This is a genomic window from Acinetobacter sp. SH20PTE14 (assembly GCF_021391555.1).
Taxonomy (GTDB): domain Bacteria; phylum Pseudomonadota; class Gammaproteobacteria; order Pseudomonadales; family Moraxellaceae; genus Acinetobacter; species Acinetobacter amyesii.
Genome location: NZ_CP090067.1, coordinates 1,271,013 through 1,292,065, shown reverse-complemented (window position 1 = coordinate 1,292,065; position 21,053 = coordinate 1,271,013). Strand labels below are relative to the sequence as shown.

Here is a 21,053-nt window from a genome sequence, read left to right as displayed (position 1 = left end):
TTAAGAGGAATGTATTAAGCCCCTAACAAGCTTTGACCACACACACGTACCACGTTACCGTTCAAGCCAGTCGACGCAGTTGAAGCAAACATCGCAATCGTTTCTGCAACATCTACAGGTAAACCGCCTTGACTCATCGAGTTCATGCGACGACCTGCTTCACGGATTGCAAATGGAATCGCAGCAGTCATTTGCGTTTCAATAAAGCCTGGAGCAACCGCATTAATGGTTACACCATTTTTCAATAATGGAGCAGTAAATTTAACCACACCAATTACACCTGCTTTAGAAGCAGCATAGTTGGTTTGACCTAAGTTACCTGCAATACCTGAAATAGAAGATACGCAAACAATACGACCATTTGCATTGAAGCCATCATTTTCAAGAAGGTAATCATTTACACGCTCAATCGCAGACAAGTTAATGTTAATCACCAAATCCCAAAGCTCAGGCTTCATATTGGCCAAAGTTTTGTCACGGGTAATTCCGGCATTGTGCACGATGATATCCAAACCACCTTGAGCAGCTGCCGCAGCTTTGATTTTTTCACCGGCATCGCTTGCAGTAATATCAATCGCTAGCGTAGAACCGCCAATTTCACCTGCAACACGGTCAAGGTCTGCTTGCTGCTGTGGAACGTCCAAACAAATGACATGCGCGCCATCACGTGACAATACATGTGCAATTGCTTCACCAATACCACGGCTTGCACCTGTTACAACAGCTGTTTTACCTGCAAGCGGCTTATTCCAATCAACATCAACCACATCTGCTTTAGATACACGAATCACCTGACCCGATACATAAGCTGAACGTGGTGAAATCACAAAACGCAGCGCAGACTCTAAGTTTGCTTCTGCCCCTTCATCTACATACACAAGTTGAGCAGCAATGCCTTTTTTAAATTCTTTACCCACAGACTTCACAAAACCCTCAAGGGCACGTTGTGCAATGGCTTGTTTCACAGTCTTCGCTGTTTCAGGCGTTGTACCTACTACTACAACACGACCAGATGCCTGAATTTGACGAGCAATTGGATTAAAGAATGCATAAAGCGAATGAAGTTGCTCTGAATTTTGAATACCAGATGCATCAAAAACTACAACTTTAAACTTAGACTCTTTATCACCTTCATTAAATGCGCTTAGGTTTAAACCTGACTTGGCAGCAGCTTGTTGTAATTCAGCATTATTGCCTGCATAGCTATTGGCATGAATATTTGCCAATACTTGAGCAATTGCACCTGACAATGTTGAAGCTGGTGCCGCACCTAATAAAACAGCGCCTTTTACTACAGGTGTTGCAGACTCAAAACGCTCTAAAAAAGTCGGTGATGGTAAACCTAAATTTTTGATGACAAATTTACCAATAGGAGATTTTGCAAATGTTTGGTATTGATCAGTCATGTTTATTATCTCTCATACAGATTAATTTTTGATGGATCTGAAGATATCCCTTTAACTTCAAGATGATGTCAGATACTTATATTTCAATAGTTCCATCAGTTTCCATGGAATCATACTTGAGTTAAACCGCAGATGGCTTGACCTGAATGCTTTAGCAAATGTCATTTTAGTCAATTTACCACTTTGGTGAATATGCTAATGTAGCCGTCAAGAAGATCATCCACATGCTTGGAAAAGCCTTATGAGCAAAACAACTCAAGAAAATCCAGCAGTCGAAACTCCGACCACGGAAACTGTGTCAAATACATCAAAGAGTACGCCACGTACCGCTAAAAGTACGGGCACAGCAACCAAGTCTACAAGTGATGCCGCTAAAACGAGCCGTCCTCGTCGTGCATCTACGCGTACTAAGACACCCGCTTCAAACCCTAAAACAGCTTCAAAATCAACAACTCAAACGTCTGTTCAACAGGATAATACCATGAGTCAAAACACAGTTCGCCGCGTTGCTATTATCGGTGGTAATCGTATTCCTTTCGCTCGTTCTAACGGCGCTTACTTCACAGCATCAAACAGCGATATGTTCACAGCTGCATTAAATGGTCTTGTTGAACGCTTCAACCTTCAAGGTCAACGCCTTGGTGAAGTTGTTGCTGGCGCTGTGTTAAAACATAGTCGTGACTTTAACATGACCCGTGAGTGTGTACTCAATACCGAACTTGCTCCTGAAACACCTGCTTACGATATTCAACAAGCATGTGGTACAGGTTTACAAGCAGCTTTCTTGGTTGCTAATAAAATCGCATTGGGTCAAATCGAAGTGGGTGTTGCTGGTGGTGTAGACACAACCTCTGATGCACCGATCGCTTTTGGTGATGGTTTACGTAAAGCACTACTTGAACTGAACATCGCAAAAACAGGTAAAGATCGCCTTAAAGCATTAACTAAAATTAATGTAAAAGACTTGATGGATGCGCCGAAAAACGGTGAGCCACGTACAGGTCTTTCTATGGGTGATCATCAAGCCATTACTACGCTTGAATGGGGTATTTCACGTGAAGCGCAAGATGAACTTGCTGCATCTTCACATCAAAAAATGGCAGCTGCTTACGAAGAAGGTTTCTTTGATGACCTGATTACGCCATTCCTTGGTTTAGAGCGTGACAACAACTTACGTGCAGACTCATCAGTAGAAAAACTTGCGAAGTTAAAACCAGCGTTTGGTAAAGGCGATGCGCGTACGATGACTGCGGGTAACTCGACTCCACTAACTGATGGTGCGTCATGTGTCCTTCTTGCCTCTGAAGAATGGGCAAAAGCAAACGGTCACGAAGTGCTTGCTTATTTAACCTTCCAAGAAACAGCGGCGGTTGACTTTGTAGAGAAAAAAGAAGGCTTATTGATGGCGCCTGCGTATGCAGTGCCTCGTATGCTTGAACGTGCAGGTATTACGCTACAAGATTTCGATTACTATGAAATTCATGAAGCATTTGCTTCTCAAGTATTGTCTACGCTTAAAGCATGGGAAGATCCGAAGTTCTGTAAAGAACGTTTAGGTCTAGATGCACCACTAGGTTCAATTGACCGTGCTAAATTAAACGTGAAAGGTTCTTCACTTGCTGCGGGTCACCCATTTGCTGCAACAGGTGGTCGTATTATTGCGACTGCTGCAAAATTGCTGAACCAAAAAGGTTCAGGTCGCGTTCTTGTTTCGATCTGTGCTGCAGGTGGTCAAGGTGTGACAGCAATTATTGAAAAATAATTAATCTGCACTATAAAAAACCGCTCATATGAGCGGTTTTTTTTATACCTATACATGGCTTTGTTGCACAAAGATTTGAAATACAAAGCCCCCTAATTGAGCCAAATTTAAGGCGTAACTTGGGTAAGTGGTCGACCTAATTCCGTAAATCTGTTGAGGACTGCTACACGTGCATGAATTTCATTGACTTGGCTATCAAATTTTCTTGCACTGAGTTTGTCCCCCAATAATTTGATGCAATGCATCTTAGTTTCGACCAAACTTCGGCAATGATAGCCGGACCATTTTTTCCATAATGTCCTGCCTGAGAAGCACTGCTTCGCAAGATTAACAGTACGAAGTAATTCATTTCGCGCTAGCGAGCTGATCTTTGTATCTTTCCATGGTTTCGCATTTTTTCTAGGTGGAATCACCGCATGCGCTTGCCGATCTGCAATGACCTGACGGAATTGCTTGGTGTCATAAGCTCCATCGGTATAAACAGAGTCAATCTGCTCATCTTGTGGGATCTGATCGAGTAAATCACCAAGCACTTGTGAATCACTCACATTATTTGTAGTGAGTTGAATGGCGCGTATTTGAAGGGTTTCAGCATCTATACCAATATGAAGTTTACGCCATTGGCGACGATATTCAGGTCCATGTTTCTTCCTTTTCCATTCACCTTCACCTAAAAACTTTAGACCGGTAGAGTCTATCAGCAAGTTAAGCCCACCACTGCTTTTTTGATAATTAATCGCAATATCAATATGTTTTTGTCTTCTGCAAAGCGTACTGTAATCTGATGCGGTCCAATTTAATCCACAAAGTTTAATCAGACTTTGCACAAAGCCAGTGACCATACGTAAAGATAGACGGAATAAGGATTTAATCATTAAGCAGCATTGGATAGCTGCGTCGGAGTAGGTTTGATTTCGCCCTTGTTTGCCTTTTGATGGAGCATACCATTGCGTAGCAGGATCAAACCAAATGGCAATATTTCCGCGACTCATGAGTGCTCGGTTATATGCGGGCCAATTGGTTGTGCGATAGATTTTGTGTGTAGGCTTCTTCATTTGAAAATTATATCGCTGAAAAAGCCTTTACAGATAGGTTTGTGCAACACAGCCTATATATTGTTATTTGTAAATTTTTGCACTATTTTAATGCAAAAAAGGCCTGTACTTATCAATACAGGCCAATGTGATTTTCTTATTGAAATTTAACGATATTGTGGTTGGTAACCTAGGTACGCTTCGATCTGGTCATAGCACCATTGGAAAATAAATGTGTAGACTAAAATACACATGGTCATACTAAAATCGAGCAAAATCGCCTGCCATAAGGTCATATGCATGGCATAAGCCACCATTGGGATGGTTGCAAGCATTAAACCGCCCTCAAATCCAATTGCATGTAAAACACGTACACCAAAGGTTCTTTTTAACTTTCTTTTTGCTTCAAATTTTTCAAAATAATGATTAAAAATCATGTTCCAAATCACAGAAGTGACCGCCATTGCAATACCGAGCGTACCTGTCACCTCCATCGGAACTTTAAAAATAAAACTTAACGCAATAGCAATGATCACCAATAGGATGATCTCATAGCTTAGCGCATGAATAATCCTTCTCTTGGAAATCGTCATTTTGAAACACTCTATTATTTGTAAAAAACTTATTTTATTTTTATATTATTGATTAATCGAGTTAGGTTCTTTCAATATTATTGAAAGGTTGTATTCCTTTTTTTTCTGTATGCACATGAATATTAATCAAGAACAACTGATGATTTTTAAAACAGTCATGGAAACAGGATCATTTTCCGCAGCTGCCAGACAACTCGGCAAAGTACCTTCGGCTGTCAGCATGTCCATTGCCAACTTCGAAATTGATCTCAACCTTAAACTGTTTGAGCGGGTTGGTCGTGAACCTGTGCCCACAGCTCAAGCGCTAAACCTGTATGAAAAAACTGAACAATTATTGATAGAAATCAATCAATGGAAACAGCATGCAATTGCACTGAGTCATGGTTTAGAGTCTTCACTGAATATCGTGGTGGTATCAGAACTGCTACATACACAGTGGACCGACTATATCTCTTTGCTAGAAACTCATTTTCCATCTTTGCAAATCAATATTTTTTCTGCGCCTCAAGAAGATGCCCAAAAGATGCTATTACAAGGTCAAGCACAGCTTGCTCTAATGTTTGAACGTGAACAGCTTGAGAGTTATGAACAATTTGTTGAATTAAAGCGTGAAGCACTGGTTCCAGTTGCGGCGAAAAAACATACCCTGTCGAAATTTAAGCAAGTCAGTTTTGAGCAAATTTTGCAAAATCGACAAATCGTGGTCGCAAGTCGTGATAAAAGCATCAAACCAGAGTTGTTATTTTCCAAACACAGTTGGCGTACAGATAATCACCACTCTGCCTGTTCGATGATTATTCAAGGTCTGGGTTGGGGTGTGCTTCCCCTCGAGATGTTTAATGAAAATCCGACGCTCAAAGATCAACTCAAAATTTTAAGCTTTCAAGATTTCACACCCAAATTTGAATATTTCGTCGACTTGGTCTGGAACCGTGAAAAACCACTCGGCTCGGCTGCTCATTTTTTGATTAATCACATCCGAAATTCACGAAAAACTACGATTTAGACTGCCTAATTGGGCGTTTTTTGGTTGGGTTCTAAACAGATTGTGTTATAAAAGTATGTACACCAAGAACATTAAGAACTAGATTTCAAATGACTCAAAATGCGTTAAACCAATTAAAAAGCCTAACAACGATTGTTGCTGACAGCAGTGATTTAGCTGCGATTAATACATTCCGTCCATTGGATGCGACCACAAATCCATCTTTAATTACAGCAGCGGCAAATCAACCTGAAAATAAAGAACTGATTGAAAGTGCTTTTGAACAAGCGCGTAAAGAAGGTTATCAAAATGATGAGCTGGTTGAGCGCACCATCGATATTCTTACGGTCAAATTTGGTGTAGAAATTTTAAAATTGATCGAAGGACGTGTATCTACAGAAGTCGATGCAGCCTTGTCTTATGATACTGATGCCACCATTGCAAAAGCTAAAGAGTTACTGGCTTTATATGCACAGTATGGTATCGATCAAAATCGTATCTTAATTAAAATTGCCTCAACGTGGGAAGGCATTCAAGCCGCTAAAGCCCTTGAAGCCGAAGGCATTCACTGTAATCTGACTCTGTTGTTTGGTTTGCATCAAGCTCAAGCCTGTGCAGATGCTCAAGTCACGCTGATTTCGCCATTTGTCGGCCGTATTTTAGATTGGTACAAAAAAGCTGAAAATGTGGATAGCTACCCGATTGAGAAAGATCCAGGCGTGTTATCAGTGAAGCAGATTTACCACTACTATAAACAACATGACATCAAAACTGAAATTATGGGTGCTAGCTTCCGTAGTATTGATCAAGTGCTCGGCTTAGCAGGATGTGATTTATTGACAGTTTCACCAAATTTATTGGCAGAACTGGAAAAAGATCAGCGTACCGTTGAAGTGCAACTGTCTAATCATCATGCACATGCACACTGTCAACACGACATACAAGTGCTCGACAAGCAAACTTTCAAAGCTGAAGTTGAAAAAGACTTAATGTCTTTCCAACTATTACAAGGCGGTATTGATGGTTTTATTAAAGCCCGTGAGCAATTAAGTAGCTTACTGCGTCAATCTTTTGGCTTAGATGTTGAAATAAAAGCTTAAATTAGAATTTTTCAGTTTCCTCTAGAACCGAAGTTGTATACTACAGCTTCGGTTTTTTATTTGAGTGTCTTCAGTGTTTGGAATCACAGACTTAACGACCTTTATTATTGGTACGATATTAATTGTGATTTTACCCGGTCCAAATTCACTTTATGTCATGTCTGTTGCTTCTCGCTATGGCATTAAGGTCGGCTATTTAGGTGCTTTTGGCGTTTATACTGGCGATTTGATCTTAATCTTACTCACCGCTCTGGGGGCTGCATCCTTACTTCATGCCTTCCCTTGGTTATTCTTATTATTAAAAATTGTGGGTGCGCTGTATTTAAGTTATTTAGGTATCAAACTTTTCAAGGCTGCCTACCAAACTTGGAATGCCGTTCAAACTCCAGAACAACTCGACACTAAACAACTGAGTTTGAATGAATTGAAACCGTTTAAGACTGCATTAACCATCAGTATTTTAAACCCTAAAGCCATTCTTTTTTACTTATCGTTCTTTGTACAATTCGTCGATCCTGCATATCCATATCCAGCGATTACATTCACCGCACTCGCGATCGTATTGCAAATTATCAGTATGAGCTATTTAACGATTTTGATCTTTTCGGGTGCAAAACTGGCTACCTATTTTGGCCATCGCTATAAATTTACGGCAAGCTGTGTCGCAGCTGTTGGTCTTCTATTTTGTGGATTTGGTCTAAAGCTTGCGACATCTACCATGTAACCGACATGGGCAAAGTATTTCTGTTTTTTTACTTAAAAATCTATATGCCTTTAAACTTTTGAATGGTTGAAACATCCACAATCCAGGTTTTCGGTTCGTACTATTAAAGCGCCTTTTATTAAAGTGTCGTTCGTGAATAAATAAAGTATTTCCCTAATATCTTGTTAAGCACTTTTACTGTACAGGACTTGAGCGTATCATCCTGAAAAATGTCATCTTAAATCTGCGCCAACAATAATCATAGCTCGATCATTATGCAAAAACTACCCCAAGACTTTTCCATTCCAGCTGCTTTTGCAGGTTTTATTACGTTCTTAGTCGGGATCAGTGTCTCGGCTGTTTTGGTGATCCAATCTGCACAACTGCTCGGTGCCAACACAGCAGAAATAACCTCTTGGTTTTGGGCTCTAGGTTTGGGTATCGGCTTAAGCGGGCTGATTCTGTCTTGGAAATTTAAATATCCCGTTGCGACTTCATGGTCCACTGCAGGACTGGCACTGATTTTAGCGACTGCAAATGGTTACAGCATGAATGCCGCCCTAGGTGCTTTCTTAGTCTGTGGCCTATTGACAGCAGTACTCGGATTTTTAGGCATTTTTGAAAAAATACTTCGCTATATCCCGCAAAGTCTAACCAGTGCGATGTTGGCGGGCGTACTTCTAAAATTTGGTATTGAATTATTTGTCAGTTTACAAAATGAATGGGCATTCGTTCTTGGTTTACTCGCGGCTTACGTCATCAGTAAACGACTGTTACCACGTTATAGCATTGTCATTACGGTGATCATTGGCATCATGCTTTGTCCATTATTACTTGGCTTTCAATTACCGGCGCTTAATTTAGAACTCGCACAGCCGGTTTGGGTCACACCTGAATTTTCGATCTCAGCAATACTGGGTTTGGCGTTACCACTCTTTGTAATCAATATGGCCTCTCAGTATTTACCGGGTTTAGCCATGATTAAAAGTTATGGCTATCAACCCCACGTTAATCAACTGATCGGTTGGACTGGGACAGCCCAAACACTACTCGCGCCATTTGGATGTTTTAGTGTCAATATTGCTGCGATTAGTGCGGCAATCAGTCTAGATGACCAAGCCCACCCCGATGAGAAAAAGCGCTATATCGCAGGTATGACCTGTGGCGTCTTTTATATTTTGATGGGCCTGTTTGCAGCCACTTTGGTGAGTTTCTTAACCGCTTTCCCATTGGTGTTTATTACCGCTTTAGCAGGCATTGCCCTACTAGGCACCATTGGACACAACATCGTCATTGCTTTCCAAGAAGCGAGTGAACGTGACGCCGCTCTACTCACCTTCTTGTTTAGTGCATCGGGCGTACAATTTTTTGGTATTGGTTCCGCGTTTTGGGGGTTGGTCTTTGGTTTAGTCGTGCATGCTATTTTCAAATATAAAAGAAATTAAGCCCTCAGTAAAATAATTTGCTTCAAATAAAAGAATGATACGCGGTAAGGTCATACGCAAGTGTTTGATATAGGACTATTTCTAATCAAAAATGTTTTTGCGGTACTTTGAATAATTAGACACTAGTGAACAAGTTTTGCGGTGAGGAACAATGCTCCGCAAGATGGTTTCCTTACGTAGCACGCTTCTCATTTTGCCGAATGAGAAACAACATTTCAAGAGTACCTCCAGCCGAAGGCTAATCCCTTTATTCAATCCCTAGATGTAAGACTCTGTCGAATAGACTTAAAAATCATTTTAAAAATGCGTAATTACTTTTACGTATGTAAAATCAGTTATTTAATCTATTTCGCTCGATACGTTCGGGCGATCAGTTCTTGTTTTAATAATTGGGTTTCGCTCTCATCTTCCACTTCTGTAAAAGCGGTGAGCCAAATACCATCGGCTGCATAACGAACAATTTTCAGTTCTATATCCGAATCGGTCTGATGATGACGCTCTAGACGTGAGTTCATCCAGTCGATCCAATATTCATTAAATGTTTTATCGGTCAGCATGGTCATCGAAATCGCGGACCAAGACTGTTGCAAACCCATGATTTGTTTTTCTAAAGTAATTTCAATATAGGCTCGGGTAAAGCGACCGTACGGCTCAGGGTCTTCTTCAACTAAACGGTCAACGACCTTGTCTAATTGAGCCAAAAGCATCACAATCATGGACTCTAAGAGCTTTTGCTTATTTGAAAAATGATGAAATACACCACCTTTTGTAACCCCAACTAAATCCGCAACGGCTTGAATCGACACCCCATTAACACCTTTATCAGCAGCAAGAAGGATTGCATGCTGCAAAATACTCTGGCGTATCAGTTGAGGCTCTTTCTTACGCTGATGCGGATTATCCATACTAGTGTCCAGCTGAAGTTGAAAACAGGTTGATCACGACCACACCTGAAACAATCAGGCCTATCCCTAACATGGCTGGGAGGTCTAAACTTTGACGAAAGATAAAGTAGCCAATTAGTGCAGTTAAAACAATACCAACGCCTGCCCAAATGGCATAAGCAATACCAAGTGGTATGACTTTAATCACCTGAGACAATAAATAAAATGCCAAACAGAATAAAACTGCGACAGCCAATGAAGGCGCAAGTTTGGTAAAGCCTTCTGACTTCACCAAAAATGTCGAACCAATTACTTCTGAGATAATCGCCAATGACAGTAAGCCATAAGCTAAAGTGACCGAATTCATTAATCATTCCAAAATAAACATACCAACTGGTAGGTATGTTATTAAGTTAGAGATTATTCTGCAAGCATTTTAAGCCTATTTTTAATTTTTAACGGACTGTACGTGTTGTTGCAAAAATTCTAAAGTGCGATCAAAGGTCTGCTGGCTGGCCTTTTTACTCATCATAAATTGATATTCATGTACCAAATATTCTTTCGAATCTGGATAAAATACCGCCGTCACAGGTACATTATTTGCCTTCAATTTTTCTACAAAAGGCTCAGATTGCGTTTTGGTTAAAAAATCTTTATTGCCACCGCTGATAAATACTGGCGGATAATTTGCATTAATATTTGAGGCCGTTGAAATACGCGTTAAAAACTCGGCATCATCTTTTTTGTCTCCGGTATACGCCTGAACCAAGTTATAGACGCCCCACTCGATCAGTCCAATCTCGTCGGGTGCAGTATTTACAAAGCTGTTTAAATCATAAATACCACAATGTAAAATCAGCCCTTTAAGCTGTGAAGGCTTTAATACAGGTTGAATCTTTGACGCTTGCGCAAAATCTGGATTTGTAACCAAAGTTGCATAATGACTGGCCATATTTGCACCTGCAGAATCCCCTGCCAAATACATATTTTGCGAATCAATGCCATATTGTGCCGCATGTAGATTCAAAAACGTCAGTGCTGCATCTATTTGGTTGAGCTGTGCAGGATAAATGGCTTCAGGTGCAAACTGATATTGAACAGAAACCACGTTATAGCCTTGCGCTGCGAGCCGTTTAAAATATCCACCTGCATGCTCTTTTGAACCTGAGACCCAACCGCCCCCGTGGATCCAAACAATCGTTGGTCTTGGTGCAATCGCCATACTAGTTTCAGGTTGATAGATATCCAAGTTTAAATTTGGATTTTGTAGATATTGAATATTTGACTGCACAATAACATTGTCAGGAGCATGTAGGTTGATGAAGGTCTTTTGAACTTGTGTCGATAAATTAAAAGCACCTGCAATCACTTTGGTACTACTTTGCGTGTTTTGACAACCAGACAAATGCAACACTGAACACATGCTAAGTACAACCAACCCTGCTTTATATGACATATCAAACTATCCAATCGCATCAATTTTGTTATAAATCTTAGATTTAAAACTGTATATAGTTTAGGCTTATTTTCATAAAGTTCAAATTGATCTTTTAAGCTCAAAATCCGAGAAAATTGGTCGATTTTATTTTAATATTTTTTGAGCAAAGTCCGAGTTTTCCGCTCAGATTTATTTGACGACTTATCGACATTAATTTATGTAATTTTATGAATTTACAATATTTTTTAGATTAATAAATTGAACCATGCACGACAATGTGTTATCAATAATCTATAGGGTTTAAAAGCAAAATTACAGGAGATTGTTCCATGTCATATCAAAACATTTTAGTACCTGTCGATGGTTCAGAAATCTCGTTTTCTGCAGTTAAAAAAGCTGCAATTATTGCCAAGGCGTTTAACAGCCAACTCACTTTAATCAGCCTTGTTGCTGAAGACCCATTTACCGATGCAGACTTCTATTATTCTTCATCAATCATGAAAGAATATTTCGTACAAGCTTATGCAAATGCTGAATCTGCTTTGAAAGAAGCTGTGCAAATTACAACTGAAGTGGGTGTAGAAGCACAAAGTAAAATCATTAAAGGCCAAGTTTCTGCTGAAGGTGTGGTAGAAGCAGCCAATGAAGTCAAAGCCGATTTGATTGTGATGGGTTCACATGGTCGTAAAGGCTTTAAGAAAATGCTACTCGGCAGCTTCGCACAAGATGTACTCAGTAATACTGAATTACCTGTGTTGGTTGTAAAAGCTTAAGATGACTAAGCCCACATCATGTGGGCTTTTTTCTATTCAGCACACCCTTCACCCATAGGCTTACCCTTTTGTCTAATTCATACAATATCGTGAATAGAGCAAGATTAGATTGATAACATTTAAAATATTAAGGAAGCAGATATGAGTCAATATCAACAAATTTTAGTCCCTGTGGATGAATCTCCAATTTCATATTCTGCTGTTGAACATGCGCTCAGCTTGGCTAAAAGTCAAAATGCACAAGTGACCATTGTTAGTGTTGTTGCTGTTGATCCATTCGTTGGTGTCGATTTCTACGCTGTTGCACCTGCAATCACTGAATATTTTATGCAAGCTGAAAAAAGTGCTCAGCTGCGTTTAGAAGATATCAAACAAACCTTTGTACGTGATGGTATCGAAGTTAAAACTCGTTTGATTCATGGTGTATCGCCAACTGAAGGGATTTTACAAGTGGCTGATGAAATCTCTGCAGATTTAATCATCATGGGTTCACATGGACGCACAGGTTTAAAAAAAGCCATGCTGGGCAGCGTAGCACAAAATATTTTAACGCAGTGCCCAATTCCTGTTTTGATCATCAAGCAATAAACTAAGATTCATAAAAAAGCCCTCAATTGAGGGCTTTTCTTCTTTTAGATCAATTAAACACATTATTTAAATACACAATTCGTTCTGTAGTTTTCTGATTAAAACATTTGGTATATTGCAACTCTTGATTTTGCGTATTCATCGCATCATCCCAGTATTGCGAATGCTTTTGATAAGTCTCTTTTTCACTTTCATTTAATGAATAAACACTTTTTTGTGCAAGCACTTTACAATCGATATCACGCTTTTCAAACCAATCCGCTTGATCTTGCTGTAACTGCGCCTTTTGTTCATCACTAAAACGATCCCAAGTCTGATTGAGACGATCCACCACTTTGGCATTATCCTGATCTAGCTCTTTCTTACGAATATCCATCGCCTTTTGTGCAAGGCTCATTTGTTGAGATTGACTCTCCATCCCTTGCTGATAGGATTCTTCGTCTCGCTTATTTTGAGCACTATATGCCGCATATAGCACCGCATGACGTGTCACTGTTACAACGCTATCAATTACGTCATTTTGACTTGGGACACTTAAACTTAAACCATCTTTGTCCGTTTTAGTGATGCTATAGCTAAAGTTCCCTTTAAGCTGATCATTGTCCATGCTTAAGCCTGACTCACCATCTTCGAGTGAATCATTCAAAGTATAATGACCACGTTCTTCACAGCCTTCGTCACATGGTCGTTCAGCATAGGCGTTTTCAGCACGCTTTTGTAATCCTTTCGGGAAAACCACCAACAATTGACTGCTACATTCCAATGTTTTGGCTTTATTAGGGTCTTCAGTTAAAGTCGTGACATTTTGAATGTTAAATTTTAGATTTTTTACAATCAGATCCATGAGTTGCTGATCAGCTTCATAATCTGACTGACGTATTTCTTTGTTTAATTCTTTGAGATATTCTTTTTTTAAATGATCTTGCAATTGGTCAATATTGGCTTGTGCAGTACAACTCCAATCTTCCAAAGCAGGCGCTTCCGTTTTGGCTTCAGTATCTTTTTTATTTTTAAAATTATCACAGCCGGATATCAATGCCGCAGACAACATGAGGCTCGTGATGACTATTTTTTTCATTGTATAAGTACCATTATGATTTTATTCTTCGGGCGTATTTTACTCAAAAATACAGCGCTTTGACGAGAAAAATCCCCGCATGTGCAGGGATTTTTTATATATCATCTCATTTAGTACGGTTTTAATTGGTCTTTTCAGTTACGCCTTCGCTGGTGACATCTCGTACTTTACCATTCTCGGTATTTAAAACTTCAAACTCAATACGACGGTTTTTGAATTGACCTTCTTTGGTGCTGTTTTCTGCTACCGGTTTTTCTTGACCATAACCCACCGCTTGAAGCTGTGCAGGATCAACGCCTTTCGACACCAAATAATCCACCACAGCTTGTGCACGCTCTTGCGATAAAGCTTTATTCGCTTCCGCATTACCCACAGCGTCGGTATGACCTTGTACAGTCAGATGTACCTGTGTTGCGCGCTGCATTAACGCTGCCGCTTGATCCAAAATCGATTTATTCACGTCAGGAATATCAGATGAACCTGTCGCAAAATTAATAATTTGTAAGTTCAGCGCAGTCGCAACATCTAGAGCACGAACTTGTTCAGGGTTAATACTCGCTAATGCTTTTTGTGCATCAGTAATACTGTTATCTACTGCAGTTTGTTCACTCACACCTTCTTGAACCAATACCGTCATATTTTTTACTAAAGGCTTAATTTGATTGGCAAGGCTTTGAGCATCCGCAGGATTTTGCGACAAAATCGATAACTGATTTTCTGTCCAGGTTAAAGTGGTATTTGGCACACCTTTAAGTTTTTGCAGAACCGTTGGAATGGTATCTTGATCAATAAATTGAGTATGGTAACTGGCATCAGATGAAGCACCACAGCCCGTATTAAAGTTAAAGATCTGTTTGACTTGTTGCTGCAAAATTTCAAGATAGTTTGAATCGCCTGTTTGAATTTGACAGTTGGTTAACTGCCCATCTGTACCGGTGCTAAATTGCAAATGTGCTGGCTGAGATGCAGCAGGCTGTGCAACCGTTGTTGCAGAGATGGTTGGTTCTTCTTTATTAGTACAAGACTTAAACCAAAATGCGATCAGACCCAATAATATAAGCAGCGCAATAATTGACAATAACCAATTCGAGCGTTTTTCTTCAACGATAACAGGTGTTGGTTCAACAACAGGCGTTTGGTGTAATGTACGGCCAGCTGCAGTGTTTACCCCTAAACCTGCGAGTAAAGGCACTGCCCATTGTGGTAGTGCCGCCAAAATGCTATCTGCATGATTATCAAGTAAATGCGTGATTGCGACGGGATCAGATGAACCCGCTTCATTTTCAAGTGCCCCTAAAGTTGGAGCTATAGAGTGGTTTAAGGTTTGCTCTATTTCTGACGTTGGGGCCGTACCGCCACCGAGATGTTGCAAAAATTGATCTTTTAATGTGGGATTTGCCGAAAATATATCACTAATACGAGGGTTTAACTGTTTTTGAAAGGCATCAATAAATTCAGGTTTGGATCGAAAAATATTTAACAGGAATGGAATAAACTGGCTAATGGCTGAATTTTTTTCAGTTAAATATTGTGTATCACCGTCCAGCACAATCGAGGAGACGTGCTGCTTAATCAGCGCTAATAAGTCTATATTCATATTTGTACTCCATGCAGTTGTCATTATTTTCATGTGTACTTTAGTTTATATGCTTATTTTTTGATCAAATGTAATAATTTGTTCGGACTTATCAGCGCGTTAATTTCTTTTTTATTTTCAATATATTAATTTCAATCCTCATAAAAAAAAGCCAGCCGAAGCTGACTTTTTAGATATGAAATTAAAATGCTAGGACTCAACATTTTCCATGTTGAGCTTCAGCTTAAACAGCATAAAAAGCTTGAAGCACTTTACCTTTAACGGTGTGCTGAATTAATGGTGTGTTCTTACCATTTGACACAATCGTGTCTTTATTAATGGTCCACTCAAGCTCTGGATCGACAAGCACCCAACCCGCTTCATCTACCCAACGTTGTTGCATATTGGCTACTTTAGCAGGTGCGAGTGTGACTTTTTCAACCCATTCCAGTGGGCTTAATAGGCCTTCTTGAATCAGTTGAATACCAAAAGGCACATAAGTATCAAATGCGGTAAAACCGGGCTGTGTTTCAGCAAATGGAGCCATTTTCGCAGAGCTGCTTAATGGCTCATGATGCGTACAAATCGCGTCTATCACACCGTCTTTTACCGCTTGGCGGAGCAAGTCTCTATCTTGCTCAGAACGCAGCGGCGGACGCACATGCGCAAGTGAATTAAAGCCGTCGATCAACTGATCAGTTAAATGTAATTGGTGCATGGCTACATCGCAAGTCACGGGCAAGCCTTTCGATTTGGCATGTTTAATCAATTCGACAGATGCGCCTGATGACAACAGACCAAAGTGCGCACGCACTTTAGTGGCTTCAATCATCAGTAAATATTTTGCAATGGCTACGGTTTCCGCCAATGCAGGAATCATCGGCAAACCTTGACGAGATGCGACAAAACCTTCATGCACACAGCCATCTTTGGCAATCTGCGACTCTTCGGCATAGAACACAACGGTCATGTTCAGACCCGCAGCATATTCCAAGGTACGAATCACCACATCATCGTCCATAAATGGCGCATTGGCATTTGATACTGCTGTACAGCCGCCTTTTTTCAAACCTGCCATATTCGCAGGCTGCTTGCCTAACAAGCCTTGAGTTTGCGCGCCAATCACCTGCAGATAAATGCCGCCGTCTAGCAAGGCTTTTTCCACCAGACCATGAATCAATGCGCCATTGTCTTGCACAATCGGTTTAGAGTCAGGCGGGGTAAACACATGCAAAATACCATTCGCACGCGCAGCCTTACCTTCTGACTTTAAAGTGCCGTGCTGCTGCTGACCCGGCTCTCGTAAACGCGCGCAAAGGTCAACCATACTTGGCATCAGCCATTTGCCTTGACCATCAATGGTTTCAGCGGTATTGCTTTCGGCAACCAATCGGCCATTTTCAATATAAACTGTCTGTACGCTGTCAGTTTGATTGATTGGATCTAAGACACGTACATTTTCAACTTTAACAATACTCATGACTATCCCTTAAACCGCAATCGCTTCAATTAAACCTTTTTCTTGCAACTGACCTTGCATTGCCAAAGCCAGTACCGCCATACGTACCGCAATACCATTGGTCACCTGATGTAAAATCACCGACTGAACACCATCGGCAATACTCGAGTCAATTTCAACACCGCGGTTCATCGGTCCCGGATGCATCACGATGCAGTCAGGTTTTGCCAAAGCCAAGCGCTCTTTATTCAAACCGTACATTTTGTAGAATTCAGCTTGAGATGACAGCGCAGGAGAATCAATACGTTCATTTTGAATACGTAAAGTAATAATCACATCGCAGTCTTGAATGCCGTCTTCCATATTGTTGAACAGACGAATGCCTTCGCCATAATCATCAAAACCGTAAGGCAGCAAAGTATTAGGCGCAATGACACGAATATCTTTACAGCCCAATGTTTGTAATGCAGCGACATCTGAACGGGCAACACGCGAATGCTTAATATCGCCAATGATGGCAATGGAAATGTCTTCAAAATTCTTTTTGGTTTCACGGCGAATCGTCAACATATCCAGCATGGCTTGCGTAGGATGCGCATGACGGCCATCGCCTGCATTGATGATTGCCACATGCGGACAAACATCTTTGGCAATAAAGTGCGGCGCGCCTGACGATGAATGACGAACCACAAAAATGTCGGTCGCCATCGCTTCTAAATTCCACAAGGTATCACGCAGTGTCTCGCCTTTTGATGTACTTGAACGTGCAATATCAATGTTCAATACGTTTGCAGACAGACGTTTTGCTGCCGCTTCAAAAGTGGTACGGGTACGTGTTGAATTTTCAAAAAACAGGTTCATTACCGTACGACCTTCTAAAAGGTTGTTGGTAATCAGCTGATTTTGGTCATTAAAAAAGGACTGTGCAGTGTCCAATATTTTTGTGAGAGTTTCTTTAGAAAGGCCTTCGATGGTGAGGAAATGTTTTAAGTTACCATCTTGGTTGAGTTGAATCTGGCTCGGTGTATGCAATGCCGCCAAGTGCATGAGAGATTCCTTATCGTTAAGTTAACGCATTATACAGAGAATCTTGGCAAATGGCAGTTGAAGTTTTCAACGTTCAATGCAAACGCATGATGTTATTCAAAATGAATTTTCAAATTCCTATCTATCATTTCAATTAGATAAATTAAACGTTTTAAATTAAACTTCACCTTTACCCTTTCAAAAAGCCTTCAAACAGGACTTCAATCCACCTTTATTTTTAATTGAATTGGATACTTTCAAAAAATAAAGTTCAGCTGTAAACAGCCGCCTTCTGCGCAGTTCAACAACTCTTGAAATAAGGAAGTTGGTTTATACATCAGGCTGTGCGCAGCAAGAAAAATATACCTACTGCTCACAGCAGGATTGAATTAACGCAATGCGCCGATATAACGATGTGCAACCTGTGCTTTATAGATATCTTCCGCAGTCGGTTCGCTCATTAAAATTTCTGCTGTTTCAGATTGAACTGAGCTAACTATTGGTTCTTCTGGTGCTGAAACTGCAACTTCATGCAAATTCAACTCACTATATAAACGTGCAACTAAACGAGATAATTCAGGATCAGCCGTTTCCAAAGCCAAGTTAGAAACAAAGCGTGCATATTCGACATTCTCAACCACATATAATGCGTCAATAACCCGACCTGACACACGACGTAAACGCGCGTAAATTAAAGTGGCGATTGAAAATGCGTTTGATTGACTATTGATTGCCAGCCCTGTCATAAATACCCCTAATGATATCAATATTATAAAGATCGAATTTTGATCAGTGTTATAGCAATTTTTGTACCATTAAGTGATATTTCTCACAATGTACACAGAATAAATTTGATAAAGTCATTCAAATCTACCGATATTTCTCCCGTTTCAGCGCAATATCGTCCGCCCAAATCCCCGAAAATACGTTAAAATATAAGATTGCTTTTTTGCCTTTGGAAATTTACATGAATTCGAAACCGCGTCTTTCTACATATTGGGTTACCTGTGCAGATGGACTGGAAACCTTACTCCGCGAGGAAATTGAAGGTTTAGGTGTTCAAAATATTGAACAGTTCCCGGGTCGTCTTGTATTCAAAGGCACACTTGAAGATGCGTACCGTATTTGCATGTGGTCACGTTTGGCTTCACGTGTACTCACCCCGATTCATACACATGAATTAGAGTTCACGCATGATGCACGTGATGTAGCGGAAGAGCTCTATGAAGGTGCAATAAACTTTGATTGGTCACTTATTTTTGCACCACAAAGTACATTTGCCGTTCGTTTACACATCGAACGTGACATCAAAGTCAATTCTCAGTTCGCAACTTTACGTGTCAAAGATGGAGTGGTCGATTCCTTTATGGAAGCTGTGGGCAAACGTCCAAGCATTGACATTAAGCAACCTGAAATTACGTTGTATGTATTAGCTGGCAAAACTGAACATACTTATTGCTTAGATTTATCAGGTGATTCTCTGCATAAACGCGGCTACCGTCGCTACATGACAGATGCACCGATTAAAGAAAACTTAGCGGCTGCTATCTTACAGAAAGCAAAACTTAAACAACATCAACCCGATATTATCTTGGACCCAATGTGTGGTTCAGGGACCTTTATCATTGAATCTTTAATGATTTTGACTGACCGCGCGCCAGGCCTTGTTCGTCGTTTTGGTTTTAATGGTTGGAATGGTCATGACCATGAACTTTGGATGTCGATCAAAGGCGAAGCTGCTGAACGTCATAAAGCCGCACTTGAAAACCCTCTCCCACAATTCTATGCATTTGATGCAGACTGGGAAGCAGTAAAAGCAACCAAACAAAATATTATCGCTGCAGGTTTCGAATCTGTACTTGATCAAATTAAAATTGAAGAACGTACACTTGCAGACTGGCCAGATTTCCAAGCAACAGGTAAGAAATGCTTTGTTGTCACTAATCCTCCATACGGCGAGCGTTTAGGTGATAAAGCCTCTAACCGCGCACTATATTTAGGTCTATCGGCATTATTACAAAAGAACTTCCCAAATCAGCCTGCTGCAATTATTGCAGCACAAGTTGAACAGGCCGATGTCCTTGCCTTTAATGATCCACAAATTTTGCGTTTGATGAATGGTAAGCTACCAATTTACGTCCGTTTTGGTACAGTCAAACCTGCGGCAGTTCAAAAGCCTTTCCTAGAGCATTGGGAACCGCAACAATTTGAAAAAATTGAAGGTGCAGAAGACTTTACTAACCGTCTGCAAAAAAACATGCAGAATCTTAAAAAATGGGCAGTCAAAGAAAATATTTTCTGCCTACGTTTATATGATGCCGATTTGCCTGACTTTAATGTCGCGGTAGATTTGTATGGTGATCGTTTACACGTACAAGAATATGCACCACCGAAAAAAATTGACCCTGAAAAAGCCAAAAAACGCTTTAACTTAGCACTTCAAGCGATTCGTGCAGTGACAGGCTTAGGTCGTGATGCGATTTTCATTAAAACACGTGCGCGCCAAGAAGGTAAAAATCAGTACACTAAACAAAGTACTGCGTCTAAACGTTTTATCGTTCAAGAAGGCAAAGCTAAGATTTTGGTGAACTTAACAGATTACCTCGATACAGGTTTGTTCCTTGACCATCGTCAAATGCGTCTACGCATTGCCAAAGAAGCCAAAGGCAAACACTTCCTGAACTTATACAGCTATACCTCTACAGCGAGCTTACATGCAGCGCTTGGCGGTGCAGCAAGTACGACCAGTGTCGATTTGTCAAATACCTACCTAAACTGGTCTAAAGAGAACTTTGTACTGAATGGTTTGACTGTAGATCATGCAGATGAACAACATCAGTTCTTCTCTAGCGACTGTTTTGAATGGTTGAAAGAAGGTCACGAGCAATATGACCTGATCTTTATTGACCCACCAACCTTCTCAAACTCTAAAAAGTTCTATGGTACGTTTGATGTCCAACGCGACCATATGTCTTTGCTTAAACGTGCCATGAACCGTTTAACCACTGACGGTACGCTTTACTTCTCAAACAACTACCGTGGTTTTGAGATGGACGATGTGATCATGGCAATGTTTGATGTTGAAGAAATCAGCAATGAAACCATTGGTCTAGACTTTAAACGTAACAGCAAAATTCATCGTGCATGGAAAATCACCCATCCACAAATCTAAGGTTTAACTTTAGCAATTCCTGATCTATGAA

Annotated in this window: 19 protein-coding genes; 8 read left to right on the top strand and 11 right to left on the bottom strand. The window is 40.4% G+C overall.

Annotation, left to right across the window (positions count from 1 at the left end):
- Positions 1 to 14: 14 nt before the first annotated feature.
- A complete protein-coding gene (locus LXF01_RS06305) occupies positions 15 to 1,406 on the bottom strand; it encodes a 3-oxoacyl-ACP reductase (RefSeq protein WP_233945217.1) in 1,392 nt (463 codons plus the stop codon).
- Between the two features lie 241 nt (positions 1,407 to 1,647).
- Between LXF01_RS06305 and LXF01_RS06300 the strand changes: the two genes are divergently transcribed.
- Positions 1,648 to 3,168: an acetyl-CoA C-acetyltransferase gene (locus LXF01_RS06300; protein WP_233945216.1), complete on the top strand. Its 1,521-nt coding sequence runs from the start codon at positions 1,648 to 1,650 to the stop codon at positions 3,166 to 3,168.
- Positions 3,169 to 3,275: 107 nt separating this feature from the next.
- Here the strand turns inward: LXF01_RS06300 and LXF01_RS06295 are convergent, their stop codons facing one another.
- Complete coding sequence (locus LXF01_RS06295; RefSeq protein WP_180172155.1) at positions 3,276 to 4,223, bottom strand: IS5 family transposase; 948 nt, start codon at positions 4,221 to 4,223, stop codon at positions 3,276 to 3,278.
- 146 nt (positions 4,224 to 4,369) lie between these two features.
- Positions 4,370 to 4,795 (bottom strand): chlorhexidine efflux PACE transporter AceI, encoded by a 426-nt coding sequence (aceI, locus tag LXF01_RS06290; RefSeq protein WP_078191799.1) that lies wholly within the window; start codon positions 4,793 to 4,795, stop codon positions 4,370 to 4,372.
- Positions 4,796 to 4,910: 115 nt separating this feature from the next.
- Between aceI and LXF01_RS06285 the strand changes: the two genes are divergently transcribed.
- The 4 genes from LXF01_RS06285 (at position 4,911) to LXF01_RS06270 (ending at position 9,028) form a co-directional block, all read left to right on the top strand.
- A complete protein-coding gene (locus LXF01_RS06285) occupies positions 4,911 to 5,801 on the top strand; it encodes a LysR family transcriptional regulator (protein ID WP_180172156.1) in 891 nt (296 codons plus the stop codon).
- An 89-nt stretch (positions 5,802 to 5,890) separates the two neighbouring features.
- Positions 5,891 to 6,880: a transaldolase gene (tal, locus tag LXF01_RS06280; protein ID WP_233945215.1), complete on the top strand. Its 990-nt coding sequence runs from the start codon at positions 5,891 to 5,893 to the stop codon at positions 6,878 to 6,880.
- A 73-nt stretch (positions 6,881 to 6,953) separates the two neighbouring features.
- Complete coding sequence (leuE, locus tag LXF01_RS06275; protein ID WP_233945214.1) at positions 6,954 to 7,604, top strand: leucine efflux protein LeuE; 651 nt, start codon at positions 6,954 to 6,956, stop codon at positions 7,602 to 7,604.
- Between the two features lie 254 nt (positions 7,605 to 7,858).
- Positions 7,859 to 9,028 carry a benzoate/H(+) symporter BenE family transporter gene (locus LXF01_RS06270; RefSeq protein ID WP_233945213.1) on the top strand — a complete coding sequence of 390 codons (1,170 nt, stop codon included), beginning with the start codon at positions 7,859 to 7,861 and terminating at the stop codon, positions 9,026 to 9,028.
- Positions 9,029 to 9,372: 344 nt separating this feature from the next.
- Here LXF01_RS06270 and LXF01_RS06265 read toward each other — a convergent pair whose 3' ends face one another.
- From LXF01_RS06265 to LXF01_RS06255, 3 genes are all read right to left on the bottom strand, one after another.
- Positions 9,373 to 9,933 (bottom strand): TetR/AcrR family transcriptional regulator, encoded by a 561-nt coding sequence (locus LXF01_RS06265; RefSeq protein WP_180130375.1) that lies wholly within the window; start codon positions 9,931 to 9,933, stop codon positions 9,373 to 9,375.
- Between the two features lies 1 nt (position 9,934).
- Positions 9,935 to 10,279: an SMR family transporter gene (locus tag LXF01_RS06260; protein ID WP_078188613.1), complete on the bottom strand. Its 345-nt coding sequence runs from the start codon at positions 10,277 to 10,279 to the stop codon at positions 9,935 to 9,937.
- Positions 10,280 to 10,360: 81 nt separating this feature from the next.
- Positions 10,361 to 11,368: an alpha/beta hydrolase gene (locus tag LXF01_RS06255; RefSeq protein WP_180130372.1), complete on the bottom strand. Its 1,008-nt coding sequence runs from the start codon at positions 11,366 to 11,368 to the stop codon at positions 10,361 to 10,363.
- A 311-nt stretch (positions 11,369 to 11,679) separates the two neighbouring features.
- Between LXF01_RS06255 and LXF01_RS06250 the strand changes: the two genes are divergently transcribed.
- Positions 11,680 to 12,123, top strand: a complete 444-nt coding sequence (locus LXF01_RS06250) for a universal stress protein (RefSeq protein WP_078191806.1) — start codon at positions 11,680 to 11,682, stop codon at positions 12,121 to 12,123.
- Between the two features lie 141 nt (positions 12,124 to 12,264).
- The gene (locus tag LXF01_RS06245) at positions 12,265 to 12,711 is read left to right on the top strand and encodes a universal stress protein (protein WP_078188616.1); all 447 of its coding nucleotides are present in this window, start codon (positions 12,265 to 12,267) and stop codon (positions 12,709 to 12,711) included.
- Positions 12,712 to 12,760: 49 nt separating this feature from the next.
- Here the strand turns inward: LXF01_RS06245 and LXF01_RS06240 are convergent, their stop codons facing one another.
- The 5 genes from LXF01_RS06240 to LXF01_RS06220 form a co-directional block, all read right to left on the bottom strand.
- Positions 12,761 to 13,789 (bottom strand): DUF1311 domain-containing protein, encoded by a 1,029-nt coding sequence (locus tag LXF01_RS06240; RefSeq protein ID WP_233945212.1) that lies wholly within the window; start codon positions 13,787 to 13,789, stop codon positions 12,761 to 12,763.
- A 121-nt stretch (positions 13,790 to 13,910) separates the two neighbouring features.
- Positions 13,911 to 15,386, bottom strand: a complete 1,476-nt coding sequence (locus LXF01_RS06235) for an OmpA family protein (protein ID WP_233945211.1) — start codon at positions 15,384 to 15,386, stop codon at positions 13,911 to 13,913.
- Positions 15,387 to 15,609: 223 nt separating this feature from the next.
- The gene (locus LXF01_RS06230; RefSeq protein WP_233945210.1) at positions 15,610 to 16,845 is read right to left on the bottom strand and encodes a dihydroorotase; all 1,236 of its coding nucleotides are present in this window, start codon (positions 16,843 to 16,845) and stop codon (positions 15,610 to 15,612) included.
- Between the two features lie 9 nt (positions 16,846 to 16,854).
- Entirely contained in the window at positions 16,855 to 17,871 is a 1,017-nt protein-coding gene (locus LXF01_RS06225; protein WP_233945209.1) for an aspartate carbamoyltransferase catalytic subunit, read from the bottom strand.
- 368 nt (positions 17,872 to 18,239) lie between these two features.
- Positions 18,240 to 18,596, bottom strand: coding sequence for a hypothetical protein (locus LXF01_RS06220; RefSeq protein ID WP_180023478.1), 357 nt, complete (start codon positions 18,594 to 18,596; stop codon positions 18,240 to 18,242).
- 221 nt (positions 18,597 to 18,817) lie between these two features.
- Here LXF01_RS06220 and rlmKL point away from each other — a divergent pair, with 221 nt between their 5' ends.
- Positions 18,818 to 21,022, top strand: a complete 2,205-nt coding sequence (gene rlmKL, locus LXF01_RS06215; protein WP_180084798.1) for a bifunctional 23S rRNA (guanine(2069)-N(7))-methyltransferase RlmK/23S rRNA (guanine(2445)-N(2))-methyltransferase RlmL — start codon at positions 18,818 to 18,820, stop codon at positions 21,020 to 21,022.
- Positions 21,023 to 21,053: the final 31 nt, after the last annotated feature.